General features: G+C 60.3%; 15 protein-coding genes and 1 pseudogene. 8 read left to right on the top strand and 8 right to left on the bottom strand.

Going from position 1 to position 13,902, the window contains the following annotated elements; genetic code table 11:
• Nucleotides 1-44: 44 nt before the first annotated feature.
• Nucleotides 45-2,330 (bottom strand): PBP1A family penicillin-binding protein, encoded by a 2,286-nt coding sequence (locus BS630_RS00935; RefSeq protein ID WP_077975870.1) that lies wholly within the window; start codon nucleotides 2,328-2,330, stop codon nucleotides 45-47.
• A gap of 184 nt (nucleotides 2,331-2,514) precedes the next feature.
• Nucleotides 2,515-3,156 (bottom strand): peroxiredoxin-like family protein, encoded by a 642-nt coding sequence (locus tag BS630_RS00940; protein WP_077975872.1) that lies wholly within the window; start codon nucleotides 3,154-3,156, stop codon nucleotides 2,515-2,517.
• Nucleotides 3,157-3,680: 524 nt separating this feature from the next.
• Here BS630_RS00940 and BS630_RS00945 point away from each other — a divergent pair.
• Nucleotides 3,681-4,019, top strand: a complete 339-nt coding sequence (locus BS630_RS00945) for a hypothetical protein (RefSeq protein ID WP_077976274.1) — start codon at nucleotides 3,681-3,683, stop codon at nucleotides 4,017-4,019.
• 230 nt (nucleotides 4,020-4,249) lie between these two features.
• Here BS630_RS00945 and cysN read toward each other — a convergent pair whose 3' ends face one another.
• From cysN to BS630_RS00960, 3 genes are all read right to left on the bottom strand, one after another.
• Nucleotides 4,250-5,746, bottom strand: coding sequence for a sulfate adenylyltransferase subunit CysN (gene cysN, locus BS630_RS00950; protein ID WP_077975874.1), 1,497 nt, complete (start codon nucleotides 5,744-5,746; stop codon nucleotides 4,250-4,252).
• Nucleotide 5,747: 1 nt separating this feature from the next.
• Nucleotides 5,748-6,701: a sulfate adenylyltransferase subunit CysD gene (cysD, locus tag BS630_RS00955; RefSeq protein WP_003546395.1), complete on the bottom strand. Its 954-nt coding sequence runs from the start codon at nucleotides 6,699-6,701 to the stop codon at nucleotides 5,748-5,750.
• Between the two features lie 113 nt (nucleotides 6,702-6,814).
• On the bottom strand, nucleotides 6,815-7,573 hold the full coding sequence (locus BS630_RS00960) for a phosphoadenylyl-sulfate reductase (RefSeq protein WP_018068798.1): 759 nt from the start codon (nucleotides 7,571-7,573) through the stop codon (nucleotides 6,815-6,817).
• A 420-nt stretch (nucleotides 7,574-7,993) separates the two neighbouring features.
• On the opposite strand from BS630_RS00960, the gene BS630_RS00965 reads away from it, so the two are divergent.
• Nucleotides 7,994-8,440 carry an RrF2 family transcriptional regulator gene (locus BS630_RS00965; protein WP_077975876.1) on the top strand — a complete coding sequence of 149 codons (447 nt, stop codon included), beginning with the start codon at nucleotides 7,994-7,996 and terminating at the stop codon, nucleotides 8,438-8,440.
• A gap of 43 nt (nucleotides 8,441-8,483) precedes the next feature.
• Here BS630_RS00965 and BS630_RS00970 read toward each other — a convergent pair whose 3' ends face one another.
• Complete coding sequence (locus BS630_RS00970; RefSeq protein ID WP_077975878.1) at nucleotides 8,484-9,245, bottom strand: SDR family NAD(P)-dependent oxidoreductase; 762 nt, start codon at nucleotides 9,243-9,245, stop codon at nucleotides 8,484-8,486.
• Between the two features lie 119 nt (nucleotides 9,246-9,364).
• On the opposite strand from BS630_RS00970, the gene BS630_RS00975 reads away from it, so the two are divergent.
• From BS630_RS00975 to BS630_RS00995, 5 genes are all read left to right on the top strand, one after another.
• Nucleotides 9,365-10,240 (top strand): LysR family transcriptional regulator, encoded by an 876-nt coding sequence (locus BS630_RS00975; protein ID WP_260692841.1) that lies wholly within the window; start codon nucleotides 9,365-9,367, stop codon nucleotides 10,238-10,240.
• Nucleotides 10,241-10,371: 131 nt separating this feature from the next.
• Nucleotides 10,372-10,758, top strand: coding sequence for a DUF6152 family protein (locus BS630_RS00980; RefSeq protein ID WP_077975880.1), 387 nt, complete (start codon nucleotides 10,372-10,374; stop codon nucleotides 10,756-10,758).
• 22 nt (nucleotides 10,759-10,780) lie between these two features.
• Nucleotides 10,781-11,254, top strand: a complete 474-nt coding sequence (locus BS630_RS00985) for a DUF6644 family protein (RefSeq protein ID WP_077975881.1) — start codon at nucleotides 10,781-10,783, stop codon at nucleotides 11,252-11,254.
• A gap of 109 nt (nucleotides 11,255-11,363) precedes the next feature.
• Complete coding sequence (locus BS630_RS00990; protein ID WP_077975882.1) at nucleotides 11,364-11,651, top strand: type II toxin-antitoxin system HigB family toxin; 288 nt, start codon at nucleotides 11,364-11,366, stop codon at nucleotides 11,649-11,651.
• A gap of 4 nt (nucleotides 11,652-11,655) precedes the next feature.
• A complete protein-coding gene (locus tag BS630_RS00995; RefSeq protein ID WP_077975883.1) occupies nucleotides 11,656-12,063 on the top strand; it encodes a helix-turn-helix domain-containing protein in 408 nt (135 codons plus the stop codon).
• Nucleotides 12,064-12,132: 69 nt separating this feature from the next.
• Here BS630_RS00995 and BS630_RS36255 read toward each other — a convergent pair.
• Nucleotides 12,133-12,301: pseudogene (locus BS630_RS36255) on the bottom strand (choline dehydrogenase); the annotation flags it as partial.
• 85 nt (nucleotides 12,302-12,386) lie between these two features.
• Entirely contained in the window at nucleotides 12,387-12,926 is a 540-nt protein-coding gene (locus tag BS630_RS01000) for a MarR family winged helix-turn-helix transcriptional regulator (protein WP_077975884.1), read from the bottom strand.
• Between the two features lie 89 nt (nucleotides 12,927-13,015).
• Between BS630_RS01000 and BS630_RS01005 the strand changes: the two genes are divergently transcribed.
• A complete protein-coding gene (locus BS630_RS01005; protein WP_017959519.1) occupies nucleotides 13,016-13,816 on the top strand; it encodes an SDR family NAD(P)-dependent oxidoreductase in 801 nt (266 codons plus the stop codon).
• Nucleotides 13,817-13,902: the final 86 nt, after the last annotated feature.

The following is a 13,902-nucleotide window of genomic DNA, read 5'->3' on the forward strand; positions in this document are numbered from 1 at the left end:
GCGTGAGGCAAGGATGGCCGGTGCTCGATCTCTGCCGCATCACATCACTTTTCACAAAGCCGTCGGCCGCCGGAATATGGCTGATAAGTACAATCGGACGGCCGAAATGAGCGGTAACTGCGCGAACAGGCGGTGATGTTACAGGACAGGGGTGCGCCTTGACCATCGACTACTGCTTCGGCCGATCGCATTCCGTTCAGAGTCGGTTCGGTCGTTGCCTCACGCATGAAGTCCCGCCAGATATGCGCTGGCAGGTCGCCGCCCGTCACCCCCTTCATCGGCGCGTCATCATCATTGCCAACCCAGACACCGACGACGAGCGCTTCCGTGAATCCGACGAACCAGGCATCACGATTGTTCTGGCTCGTGCCGGTCTTACCGGCCGCAAACGTGCCAGGATCTGCCCCACGTCCAGTGCCGCGCTCGACCACCAACTGCAGCAGGCCGAGGAGGTCGGACTGGTAGGGCGAAAGATCGACATTCGGCTTTGCTTGTGAGCCAACTCGAAACGTCGTGGGCTGTCCTGCCGCCTGAAAGTCGATGATGCCCCACGGCCTGACAGGTGCCCTGCCGAGTTGGACGGACGCATAGGCGCTGGTGAGGTTAAGCAGATTTACTTCCGATGTGCCAAGCGCCAAAGACGGCGTGTTTGCCAGTGGCGCATCGATGCCGAGTTCACGCGCTGCGGCAATCACATTGTCCAGTCCTACCTCTTCGGCAAGCGCCACTGACGCGGCATTGAGCGATCGCGCGAATGCCTCGGCAAGCGTTACCCAGCCGCGATAATTGCCACCGGAATTTTCTGGCGACCAGCCATTGATGTCAATTGGCGCGTCCGGAACTTGGTCAGACAAGGTGAGCCCAGCCTTCAATGCTGCGTAATAGACGAATAGCTTGAAGGTGGAACCCGGCTGGCGCATCGCAGTGACGGCGCGGTTGAACTGGCTTGCCTTGTAGTCGCGCCCTCCAACCATCGCTACGACCGCGCCGTCGGGCGTCATCGCGACCAAGGCGGCTTGCGACGCAACGACGGTCTTTCCTTCACTGTCCAGGGCTCTATTCACGAGCCTTTCGGCGATCTGCTGCAACCGCGGCACCAACGTGGTGCGCACCGTCGTCGAACCTGGCGAGGAACCGGCGATTTCGCTTGCTTGCGGCGAAATCCAGTCGGCAAACCAGCTTCCGGAGCGCGGCGTGGGCGTCGTTGGGTGCAGCCTGGCAAAGCTGGTCTTGGCTTCCGCCGCCTGTGGCTCGGTGATCTTGCCATTGGCTGCCATCGCGTCGAGAACGACCAAGGTGCGCTGCCGGGCACGTTCGAAATTGTCGATGGGATTCCATTGGCTCGGCGCCCGCAGCAACCCCGCCAGCATCGCCGACTCCGGCAGGTTGAGGGCGCCGATGTCCTTGTTGAAATAGATGCGCGCAGCGGCAGGCATGCCGGTGGCGCCCGCGCCAAGATAGACGCTGTTGAGATAGCGCGTCAGGATTTCCGCCTTGCCGAGCTTCCACTCCAGCCAAAATGCGATGACGACTTCCTGTATCTTTCGTTTTATGGTTCGGTCGCTGTCGAGGTATTGCAGCTTGATAAGTTGCTGGGTAATCGTGCTGCCACCCTCCACCACCGAGCCAGCCTCCAAGTTGCGCAGAAGCGCCCTCCCGATGCCCCTGGGGTCGACGCCGAAATGATCCATGAACCGGCGATCCTCGATCGAAAGGACGGCGGCGATCAGATGGGTTGGAAACTGGTCGTATCGAGCATATGGCCCTTGATAAGGTCCCTGTCTTACCAGCGGCGCACCGTCAGCGGTTTCCAGCACGACCACCGGCTTTAACGTTCCATCCCGGATTTCGCTCCAGGGCACGTCTTTCAGTGCCCACACCAGGACGCTTCCTACAAGGAGGCAGACAAGCAGGGCCGACCCGATAGCGAATTTGCGCCAGCCCGCAATGAACGGAGCGCTTCGTCGACTCTCACGCGGCTTTGATTGCTGACCGCGTCCCACTTTCACCAAAGCACTCGTCATCCACTTGTGGGAAGCTGACGCGATTCCGGGTCGCGTCGACCTCAGTTTCGTCCTCCAAAACAATGCGGCCGTCTTGATCTTTGCCAAAGCAGAACTTGCCTGCAAATCTTGGCGCAGCGCACGCAACAGAGTCCAGGCGGCCCGTCGAGTTTGGCCGAACGATCCGTGTGGAAGTTGCGGGTCGTCGGCTTGGATGTTTCCTGCTAAATCCGAGGCAGCCACTTGCGCTGGCGAATTTGGTGTCTGATTGCGACCCGAGCTCGAGCTGCTAACGCTTTCATCTGAGGATTCGGGAGAATTGGGCATCGATTACCGCGACAAAGCCAACGCACAATGTCCTTTATAGCCGGGTGATGCAGAGTGTTCCACCGCAAAAGGCCCCAACGGTTCCAAGGAATTTCCGGGCTCGATGCCCTCGGGCTGCAAGGCAACGATCTGCGCGTCGAAGGAAGGCCGACTTTCGGCTGGGCGTCGGGCGAGTTTTTGTTTGTTAATGTGCGACTTGGGAAGCGACCGACATCAATTCCTGGGAATTCGGTGCTTTGAATGTCTGAAGCCCAGCCTCCAGAACTTCTGTGAAGCTCCAGCGTACAATGCCCTCCCGGTCGATTAGGAACTGACCGACAAGCTGCCCGTGGTCGGCAGTCATCATCTGCCTATCGGCTTCGGTAATCTGATATCCTTCCTTCTTGTTGAGAAATTCATTCATCGCCATCACGCCCACAGGCTTGGGCAACTCGCCCGGAAGATCGAACCGTATCGCCATGACGGTGTCGATCCCGACCTCGCGTAAGCCGAAGGCTTGGTGCGAAGCCCGTACCGGGTCGGAAGCAGCAAGAAGATCGGGCATCGGATGGTAACGGAAATAGAGCCGCGCGCGTTCGACTGGGGTGTTTACCACCGCCAGGGATTGAACGCCTTTCTCGCGCAGCATCGGGTTGAGATATGCCATGGCCGCGACATGGCGCCGGCAGAACGGACAATGCAGGCCCCGAAACAAACCTATCAACAATGGGCTGCGGCCACGAAAATCATCAAGTGCGATCTTCCCCTCGCGCGAGATCGCATCAAACACAACGTTCGGGACCCGGTCGCCCGGTTGTAGCGGATGGTCGACATAGAGCGTGGACATGGACAACCTCCTCGCTCGGGGATCAGTCGAGAAAAGGCGCCACGTTAAGTGCTTCGAGGTCGAGATTGAGCGTTGCAAGGCCTGACCTCTCGTTTTACCGCACCGCCAGGATCCGACCTAAGAATGGCCCCACATCGGCCCGCGGGCAAGCGGAAAACGGCGAATCGTGAATTGAAAAAGTCCGTTTTCTGCAAACTCTGATTTTTTAGCGGCCGTAGACGCCGACACACAAAATTGAGCGGGGGACCTGCCAATTTTGCGTTCAAGCAGCGTGGGGCCGCGTAGCGGAAGTGGCACACAGAGCGGCTCGATCACATCGATAAGGGAAAGTCATTGCTGTTGATCACTGCGGCGGTTTGGCCAGTCGCTTTGAGTTTCTCGCCCTGCGAGTCACAGCACGTCCAGTTTTCGGCGGATTCGTGCCAGTCGCCATCCTACGCCGCACCACCAGTTGTACTGTAAGAAGTGATTTACCACGCGCGGCATGTTAGCTGATGACGATGAAACCGATGGAGGTAACGCCGGTGCCCAGATTTCTTGCGGTCTACACCATGAAACCAGAAGCCCTCGCGTCGTTCCGAAGCTTGCCTAAAGCCGAGCAGGATGCCGTCGATGCTGCCGGCATACCCCAGTGGTCAGCCTGGGAGGAACATAATGCTGCATGCATTCTTGATCGCGGTGGCATGGTGGGCAAAACGACACGCGTGACGAAGGACGGGGTGCAAAAAGCTGAGAACCAGTTCTGTGGCTACCTGGTCGTGGAGGCGGAAACCGCTGATGCCGCCGCTCGCCTATTCCGGGACCATCCGCACTTCAATGTGTTTCCTGGTGACGGTGTAGATATCATGCCGTTTCTGACTTGAAGACGGTCTGGCGAACATCACCGACTTCCGCTTCTCTCACCTGCCTGTTGGAGGCGGCGGAAGTCCGCTAAGGGCCAATAACCGGCGTGAAGAGCTTGCCGCACCGTCCGAGGATCTGATCAATTTCATCGCTGAAATTTGCGACAGCGCCGTTCGCGAAGACTCCGCCGGGCGCAGCAAGCGGATCCGGCCCTGCATAAGGGGCCAGCCTTGCTGGCCCCTTACCTATTTCAGATATCGCTTGCAGCGCTCGACCAGAGGTCGGCCGCTTCGGCTGCCGTCATGCGCCGTACCTCGGCCTCATGGCTGCGGCTGGCGAAGAGTTCGCTTGCCATGATCTGCTCGGCAAGGTCGGCCGGAAGCGAGAGGATGACGCGGGCTTCGCCGTTGTGCAGGCCGCCAAGTTCGGTGCGCTTGCCGGTCACCATGCCGCCGGCGACCGTGTTGTTGGTCTCCGGATCGATCAGGATGAAGGAGCCGGAAAGCCGGTTCTGCTCATAGGGGTCGAAGATCGCCGCTTCGTCGAAGACGAGCCGGACTTTGCCGATGGCGTTCATGTAGAGCCGCTGGGCGGCGTTCCAGGCGCCGGTTTTCAGCTCCAGCTGGCTGAGCGGCTGCACCTGCACGCGCTGACGGCGGCTGCCGCTCTTCAGCCAGTAGCGTTTGCCGGGCTCGATGCCCTCGGGCTGCAGTGCTACGATCTGCGCGTCGAAGGCAAGGCCGACCTGCGGCTGGGCGTCGATCGAGACGATCATGTCGCCGCGCGCCACGTCCACCTGGCGGTCGAGCACCAGGGTGATCGCGTCGCCGGCAACGGCGGCGTTGCGGACGAGATCGAAGGTAACGATCTTGGAGACATTGGCGACCATGCCCGACGGCAGGATCATGACGCTGTCGCCCGGCTTGACCGAGCCGCCGGCAACCGTGCCCTGATAGCCGCGGAAGCTTTCGCCCGGACGCGAGACGCGCTGGACGGAAAGGCGGAAGCCGACCGTCTGCGACGAGCGCACGGTGGCAAGCTCCAGCGTCTCCACCAGCGACGGGCCGGTGTACCAGGGCATGGCGGCCTGGCCGGAATAGACGACGTTTTCGCCCTTCAGCGCCGACATCGGAATGGCGGTGATCTGCGTGACGCCGAGCGACAGGGCAAACTCGCGGAATTCATGGCTGATCTTGTCGAAGCCGGCGCGGTCGTAGCCCGTCAGATCGATCTTGTTGACGGCGAGCACGAACTGCTTGATCCCGAGCAGCGAGGCGATCGTGGCGTGGCGGCGCGTTTGTTCCAGAATGCCGAGGCGCGCATCGACGAGCAGGATGGCGAGATCGGCAGTCGAGGCGCCGGTTGCCATGTTACGGGTATATTGCTCATGGCCGGGCGTGTCGGCGACGATGAAGGAGCGCTTGTCGGTCGAGAAATAGCGATAGGCGACATCGATGGTGATGCCCTGTTCGCGCTCGGCCTGCAGGCCGTCGAGCAGCAGAGCGAAGTCGGGCAGGCCGAGGTCGTTCTGCTTGCCGGTGGAATCGCGCTGCAGGGTGGCGGCCTGGTCTTCCTTGACCGCCTTGGTGTCCCAGAGCAGGCGGCCGATCAGGGTCGACTTGCCGTCATCGACGCTGCCGCAGGTGATGAGCCGCAGTGGCCTGGTATCGCGCTGGGCCTTGAGCGGCTCGGCGGCGGGCAGGTTGACGACGGTTGCGGCCGAGACGGCGGTTTGGGCTGCGGTCATCTCAGAAATATCCTTCACGCTTCTTCTTTTCCATGGAGCCGGACTGGTCGCGATCGATGGCGCGGCCCTGGCGTTCGGACACCGTTGCAATTTCGAGTTCGGCAATCACCTCTTCGAGGGTGGTGGCCTGTGAGCGGATGGCGCCGGTCAGCGGGAAGTCGCCGAGGGTGCGGAAGCGGATCATGCCTTCCTGGCGGACTTCGCCGGGTAGCAGTTCCAGGCGCGGATCCTCGGCCAGGATCATCATGCCGTCACGCTCGACGAATGGCCGCTTCTTGGCGTAATAGAGCGGCACCAGCGGAATGTCCTCGGCCTGGATGTAGCGCCAGATATCGACCTCCGTCCAGTTCGACAGCGGGAAGGCGCGCACGCTCTCGCCCTTGCGGATCATGCCGTTATAGATGTTCCAGAGTTCCGGCCGCTGGTTGCGCGGATCCCAGCGATGATCGGGCGTGCGGAAAGAATAGATGCGCTCCTTGGCGCGGCTTGCTTCCTCGTCGCGCCGCGCACCGCCGAAAGCCGCGTCGAACTGGCCGGCATCGAGCGCCTGGCGGAGCCCCTCGGTCTTCATGATGTCGGTGAAGGCGGCCGATCCATGCGTAAACGGCGTGATGTTTTCAGCCTTGCCGCGCGGATTGATGTGTTCGATCAGATCGAGATCATACTTCTTCGCGGTCTCGTCGCGGAAGGCGATCATCTCGGAAAATTTCCAGCCGGTGTTCACATGCAGCAGCGGGAAGGGCACGCGGCCGGGATAGAAGGCCTTGCGCGCCAGGTGCAGCAGCACCGAGGAATCCTTGCCGATCGAATAGAGCATGACGGGACGCTCGAATTCGGCCGCAACCTCGCGGAAGATGTGGATGGACTCGTTTTCCAGCGCTTTCAGATGCGGGTCGAGCGGCGCCTTGGCGCTCTGCGGATTGCTGAGTTCCGTATCCGGACGGCTATCGGGCATGTGTTACTCCAGACTGTCGATCCTTTGCGGGTGCCCGCAAAGCAATTCCTTGGCGTTGGCTTCCCCAAGGCTGCGGCGGTCGCCGCGCCCTGATTGGGAAAGCCGTGGGGTGATTATTGTGCGGCGATCGCTGCGGCCTCTTCGGCGACATGCAGGCCGCATTCGCGCGTCTCGTCCTGCTCCCACCACCAGCGGCCGGCGCGTTCCGGCTCGCCGGGCTTGATCGCCCGCGTGCAGGGTTCGCAGCCGATCGAGGGATAACCGCGGGCGTGCAGCGGATTGACTGGCACGCCATTTGCGGAAACGAAGGCTTTGATCGCCTCCAGGTCCCAATCGGCGAGCGGATTGACCTTCAAGAGGTGACGTTCGGCGTCGTATTCGGCAAAGGGCGTTTCGGCGCGGTTGGCCGATTGGCCGCGGCGCAGGCCGGTGACCCAGATCGCAGCACCTTCGAGGGCACGTGCAAGCGGCTTCAGCTTGCGCACGCCGCAACAGGCATGCCGGGCTTCGACGCTCTCGTAGAAACCGTTGAGGCCGTATTGCGCCGCATAGGCATCGATATCGGCCTTTTCTGGCTCGAAGCGATGGATATGGATGTCGTACTGGCTTTCGGTCTCGTCGATCAGCGACAGCGTCTCGGCAAACAACCGGCCGGTCTGCAGCGTCGCGATATCGATCGGCAGGCGGTGCGTGCCGATCTCGGCGGTGATCACCTGGTCCTCGATGCCGAGTGACGTCGTGAACACCACGCGGCCGCCAAGGCCGGAGACCAGCGACAGACGTCCGGCAAGGTCGAGACCTGCCAGTCTGTCGTTCAGCGCCTCGGCTTCCGCAATCGGCCCTTCTTCCGCAATCGTATTGATAGCAGTCATGAGAATCCTGTCCTTTGTTGACGTGAGTATCGCAGTTCACGCATGGATCGGACAGAAAAAGGGATTTCGAAAGCTGCGGGCGGAGGAGCAAATATCTCTCCGAAGCTGCCGCGATGCAGAAAAGCAGCCGCCTGCGGATGAAAATCCACATCGGCAGCTCGAATGTCTATAGAAATAGTAGAGTTACACGCAGCCTGTCAATCCGAAATCTGAAGTGATGCCGAAAATGGTGCAGAAGGCGCGGTTTTGGCATAAATTAAGCGCGCTTGGCCGAGGGCGAAAAACAAGGCCAAAACGCTTGTCTCTCAAGGCTTTCTCCGGCGCGTTCAAATTCCGTTCATGCTGGTTGTGCCATAGAGACAAAAGAACTTCTGTAGCGGTGCGAAGATTCGTGCCGTCTGTGTGTGTCGATGGTCAAAAATGATTACGCAAAAGGCGAAATATGCGCTGCGGGCGCTCACGGTCTTGGCTGATGCCGATACCGACGAACCGGTGATGATTTCCGATATCGCGGCGCAGCAGAAGATCCCGAAGAAGTTCCTCGAACAGATCCTGCTCGACCTCAAGCATCACGGCATCGTCGTCAGCCGTCGCGGTAAGCAGGGCGGTTATCTCCTGCTGAAGCCGGCCCACGCCATCACCTTCGGCGAGATCCTGCGCATCATCGACGGCCCGATCGCGCCGCTTCCGTGCCTGTCGATCACCGCCTACCGCCGGTGCGACGATTGCGACGGCGAACAGAACTGCCAGATCCGCCATATCTTCGCCAAGGTCGCAGACGCCACCCGCAAGGTGCTGTTCTCCACCACTATCGCCGACGCCGTCGCCCCAAAGCACAACGCCGAAGTCACCCGGCTGCTGGCTTGAGCTTTTAGCATTACGTCAGGAATGAACGACGGTTGTATCGACCCTACGGCCGCAGACCTCCTATCGTATAGCCGCCATCAACGGTGATCTCTTGCCCGGTGACGAAGTTGGCGTCTTCGGAAAGCAGCCAGGCGACGGTTCCCGCAACATCCTCCGATGTCCCGTTTCGCCCAAGAGGCGTGTGTGCGGCGAGGCGTGCGGCAAAAGCCGGATCGATAACATCATCTGCCATCGGAGTCAGAATGATGCCGGGATTGATGGCATTGATCCGGATGTTTCGAGGACCTTGCTCCACCGCGAAGGTCCGCATCATGGCAAGCAAGGCCCCTTTCGTGCTTGCGTAGGCTCCCGCACCCGGCATCACGCCGCCTGCCGTCCACGAGGCGTTGATGAGAATGCTGCCTCCCTTCAGAAAGGGCAGGCAGTGCTTGAGCGTGAAGAAGGTGCCTCGAAGGTTGGTGGCGATCAGCGCGTCGAAATCATCCGCATCGGTCACTGCCAGTGGCTTGAATTCGCCGAGAACCCCTGCATTGGCAAAGACGGCGTCCAGGCGTCCGAAGCGTTCGATCGTCTTCTCGACAGTCGCCGCGACGGCTTCATTGTCTGCAATATCGCAAGCAATCGCGATTGCCGCACCGCCCGATACCTCGATCTCCGACAGCAGTTGACGGAGTGGATCCAGGCGGCGGCCGACAAGGGCTACCTGTGCACCTTCGGCCACCAGGCGAAGGGCAGCGGCCCGCCCCATACCCGTTCCAGCACCTGTAATGAGGACCGTTTTGCCGATGAATCGAGTTTGCGTCATGTCTTGCTCCTTGAATGAATTGCGTCATGGCCGTTGTAATTCCAGCGGCATTTCACGATAATTGGAGAAATTGCGTATTCATTTGAAAGCAGAATTATCGAATGGATCTTTTTCGCTCCATGCAGGTGTTTGTCACGACGGTGCAGGAAGGCTCGATGAGCGCAGCATCGGTAAAGCTCGGCATATCGCCGGCGATGGTCGGGCAACATGTGGCCGCACTGGAGGAGCGGCTCGGTACGCGCCTTCTGAACAGAACCACGCGTCGCCAGAGCTTGACGGATTTCGGCATGAGCTATGTCGAGCAGTGCAGGGACATCCTGGAGCGCGTAGCAATTGCGGATCAGGACGCAGAGGCATCACAGACGAAACCGCGCGGGCTATTGAGGATCACGGCGCCGACGACTTTTGGGGCAGAGGTTTTAATGCCGGCTTTGCATCATTATCGGGAGCTTGCTCCTGACGTGACGCTGGATATCACCTTGACGGATCGCAACGTCGATATCGTCGAAGAAGGTTTCGACATTGCTATCCGCATTGGAGAGTTGCCCGATAGCCGCCTCATCGCGCGTCATCTCGCTCCCTATCGAATGATGATCTGTGCTTCACCCGATTACCTCGAGCGTCACGGGAATCCCGGCCATCCAAGCGAACTTTCCGGCCACGAAACCATCGGCTTTACCCCGGCAGCACGGTCGCCATGGAAGCTGTCGAAAGGCAAGGATGAGGTCGAAGTCGTCCCTAAAACGGCAATCACCGTCAACAGCGGTCAGGCTGTCCGCATGGCTGCTCGGGCTGGGCTGGGTGTCATCATGCAGCCAGCCATTCTCCTGACGTCGGATATACAGGCTGGCCTTCTCGTCCGGCTCTTCCCGGATTGGAAACTGCGTGAACGGCCCATGTCGCTCATCTACCACCGTGATCGACGCATGACCCCGCGCTTGCGCAGCATCATCGCCTTTGCCATTGCAGAATTCGGCAGGGAACCTGAGGACTAGGTATATCGTCCCGCCGATTGACCTGAAATCATTTGCAGGCAGAGACGCTCTTGACTTCAAGATTCGGTGAAATCCCTTTTCTTCCAGTCGGGATGCTCCACCTGCCTGACCATGCTGGTAGGGAGAATGTCATGTTTGGAATTTCAGCACAGCGGATCGTGGCTGCGGCCATATTCTCGGCGGCCCTCGCGACAGGGGCGGCCGCTCATCACGGCTGGTCCTGGGCTGAGGCGGATCAGATCGAACTGCGCGGCACCATCGAGAAGATCTCCATGGGCGGACCGCATCCGACGCTCGATGTCGCCACCGCCGATGACGGCGTCTGGCTTATCGAACTCGGCAATCCGCGCCAGACGGAACGCTCCGGCTTCGTCGAAGGCGTGGCCAAGCCCGGCGACCAGGTTGTGGCCCTTGGAAACCGTTCGCAGGATCCAAAGGAGAAGCGAATGAAGGCGGTGCGTCTCACTATCGGAGAGAAGCGCTACGATATCTATCCCGACCGCATCAAGACGAACTGACCTCTGGGCGAACTGACCTGTCGTGATGGACACGCTCGAATGGCTGTCGGCTACCATGCCTGCGCTCGCGCTCCGGCGCTCCGGAACGCTCTACATGTTGGTCAACGCCGCCCATATCCTGGCGATCGGCCTTCTCATCGGCGCCATCCTGCCGCTCGATCTGAGGCTCGCCGGCTTCTTCCGCAAGGTGCCGGTTGAGATTGTCGCGCCGTTTCTATCACGCGCCGCCGCCGTCGGCCTTGCCGCGGCCGTTGTCACCGGCTTTTGCCTCTTCAGCGTCCGGGCGGTGGAATATGCCGCCAATCCCGCCTTCCTTGCCAAGCTTTGCCTGATCGCCATCGGCCTTCTCAACCTGTCGATCGTTCATTTCGGGCGAGGCTGGAAAACGGCGGTATCGACAGGCATCGTCCGGCCCGGCCTGCGCTTCTCCGCCACCCTGTCGGCCGCGATCTGGATCGCCGCTGTGATCGCCGGACGGTGGATCGGATTTCTCTAAGGCAAAGACCCGCTTGCCGGTCTTCGATCTCATCCATAGCAACTTGCTATAATTAGATAGTTGCGCTAGATTGCAGCTATAGCAAAATGCGATACGCGATTCCGGATTTATGCACATCGTCACGCAGAAAAAAATCTGGGAGGCGAAAGACCGATGGCCTCAAACAGCCAATGCCCTGGATACTTGGTATCGACTGATGAAGTCGTCGGAGCCGACAGACTTCGCCGACATGAAATCACTGTTTCCGGCAACGGACAAAGTCGGGCAGCATCACGTGTTCGACATTGGCAGCAACAAGCTGCGCTTGATCGCGATGGTGCACTACAAATTTAGGAAGGTCTATATTCAGCGGATTATGGATCATGCCGAGTACGACAAAGGAGCATGGAAGGGTTAGGCCGATGAGCGCACTTGTAAAACTGGTAAGCGAGCACTGGACGCATGTGGCTCCTCTTCTTGCCATGCCGGCCAACGAAGCTGAGTATGATCATCTCGTGAAGCAACTTGACGAGATTCTCGCTGAAGTGGGCGACGATGAGGATCATCCTTTGGCGTTGCTTGCGTCTCGCATGGCGGACCTTGTTGAGGCCTATGACGAGCAAAACCGCCCAATGCCTCCGGTGACTGGCGCCGATGCACTCCGTTATGTCATGGAGGAGCGCAGCCTTGGCCAGTCCGAGCTGCCGGAAGTGGGCGCTCAGTCCGTCGTGTCTGAGATTTTGAGCGGGAAGCGACAAATCAATGTTCGACAAGCCCGCGCGCTGAGTGAGCGATTTCTGATACCGGCATCCGTATTTCTATCGCTCTGACGATAGACGTTCCCGACGACCAGCGACGACCGGTCGGTGGCAGTGCTGCCCACAATAGCTCTCTACGCTTCAGCGGTCGCTGACGGCCGCGCGCGGGTTGACCCGCGGCTCCTGGTTCGAACGCGCCAGCGGGTGTCTGCCGAGGACATGGTCAGCCGCCTTCTCCGGTCATGATCGAGGGGCCGTTCAAGTTGGCGTAGGCGACGTGCGGGAAGATCGAGCTGTCGGCGACGCGCACCCGTCCGAAGGCTCGCGCGGCGCGGCGGGTCCAACATGCTTGTTCGAATTCATCGCCCGAATCCTCTGCCGCGCCATCCCCACGGTCAGTCTCGCAGCATGCGACGAGCTTCATAAGCTTCCAGGAACTCCGGAGAGGCGACGTCATCGGCGAGCGCGCGAAGCGCAGCAGCGGAAGGACCCAGCACCACCTCAACGCGCTGATTGGCATCAGCCCACAGGGCCAATGCCTCGTGCAGACGTTGCTCGCCAGAGGTCGTCAGCATTGCGTGCTTGGTCCGTCCATCATGTTCGTCAGGCATGAGTTCGATCAGTCCGTCCCGGACGAGCGGACGAAGTGCGTGGGTCAAAGCGGAAATGCTGACGGCGACGCGCTCGGCAAGCGATAGCAAGGTTGGCCACTCATGGCTGCCCTCGTGCAACGCTGCTATCTGGGTCAGAAGGCCGACTTGAGTGGCCTTCAGGCCGGTTGGCGCCACCGCGTCATCATAGATCTGCCCCAACCGCCGTGACGCGCGTCGAAGGGCGGTGTTTGTGCACACGAGTTCGGCCAGGAGTTCCGGCGGGGTCAGCCTGCCCGCCCGCAACTCGTCACCTGGATCGCCAATCGAACGTTTCTTTCCCATCTCAATAAAATAGTTGAGGGCTCATCCATTGACAAGGGGACATCGCGATCATATGTATACTTGAGCACTCAACTAAATAGGATTTTGACATGTCTGCATCATCGCTCAAGCCCGTTGCCCTCGTCACCGGCGCCTCCGCTGGCATCGGCGCCATCTACGCCGCGCGCCTCGCCGAAAGGGGCTATGATCTCATCCTCGTCGCCCGGCGGGCCGATCGTCTGAAGGCGCTCTCGGACAAGCTCGGCGCTGCCCACGGCACGAAAGTCGAGGTCGTGGAAGCCGACCTGACGAAAGACGCCGACGTCACCCGCGTCGAAAAGGTGCTGAAGGAAAATTCAGCGATTACGCTCCTCGTCAACAACGCCGGCAACTCGACCTTGGCTCCGGTCGCCAAGACCGCTGAGGAAGACGCAGCCGCGATGATCGCACTCAACGTCACTGCGCTCACGCGGCTGACGCACGCCATTCTGCCTGCTTTCCTCAGCCGCAACCACGGCGCGATCATCAACGTCGCTTCGGTCCTGTCCTTTCATGCCCTGCCGATCAGCGCGATCTACAGCGGCACCAAGGGCTATGTGATGAACTTCAGCCGGGGTCTGCAGCAGGAGCTGGCTGAGACCAATGTCCGCCTGCAACTCGTCATGCCGGCGGCCACGGCGACCGAACTCTGGGATTTGTCGGGCGTGCCGCTGGCGTCGCTCAACCAGGCGACCGTCATGACGTCCGAAAACCTGGTCGACGCCGCCCTGGCCGGTTTCGACAAGGGCGAAGATATCACGCTGCCATCCGTTGCCGACGCCAGTCTGTGGGACAAGTTCGACCAAGCCCGATCCACACTGTTCGCCGCGACGCAGACCGGTGAACCTGCGCCCCGTTACCGCGCCGTCTAGGCACCCCGAAGGATCGAGCGCGCGGATCAACCCCTACGTCAGCGGCGTCGGCAGATCCGTGCGGTTGATCGATATTCATTTCAAGG

Origin of the sequence: Rhizobium laguerreae (assembly GCF_002008165.1) — a bacterium.
Lineage (GTDB): Bacteria > Pseudomonadota > Alphaproteobacteria > Rhizobiales > Rhizobiaceae > Rhizobium > Rhizobium laguerreae.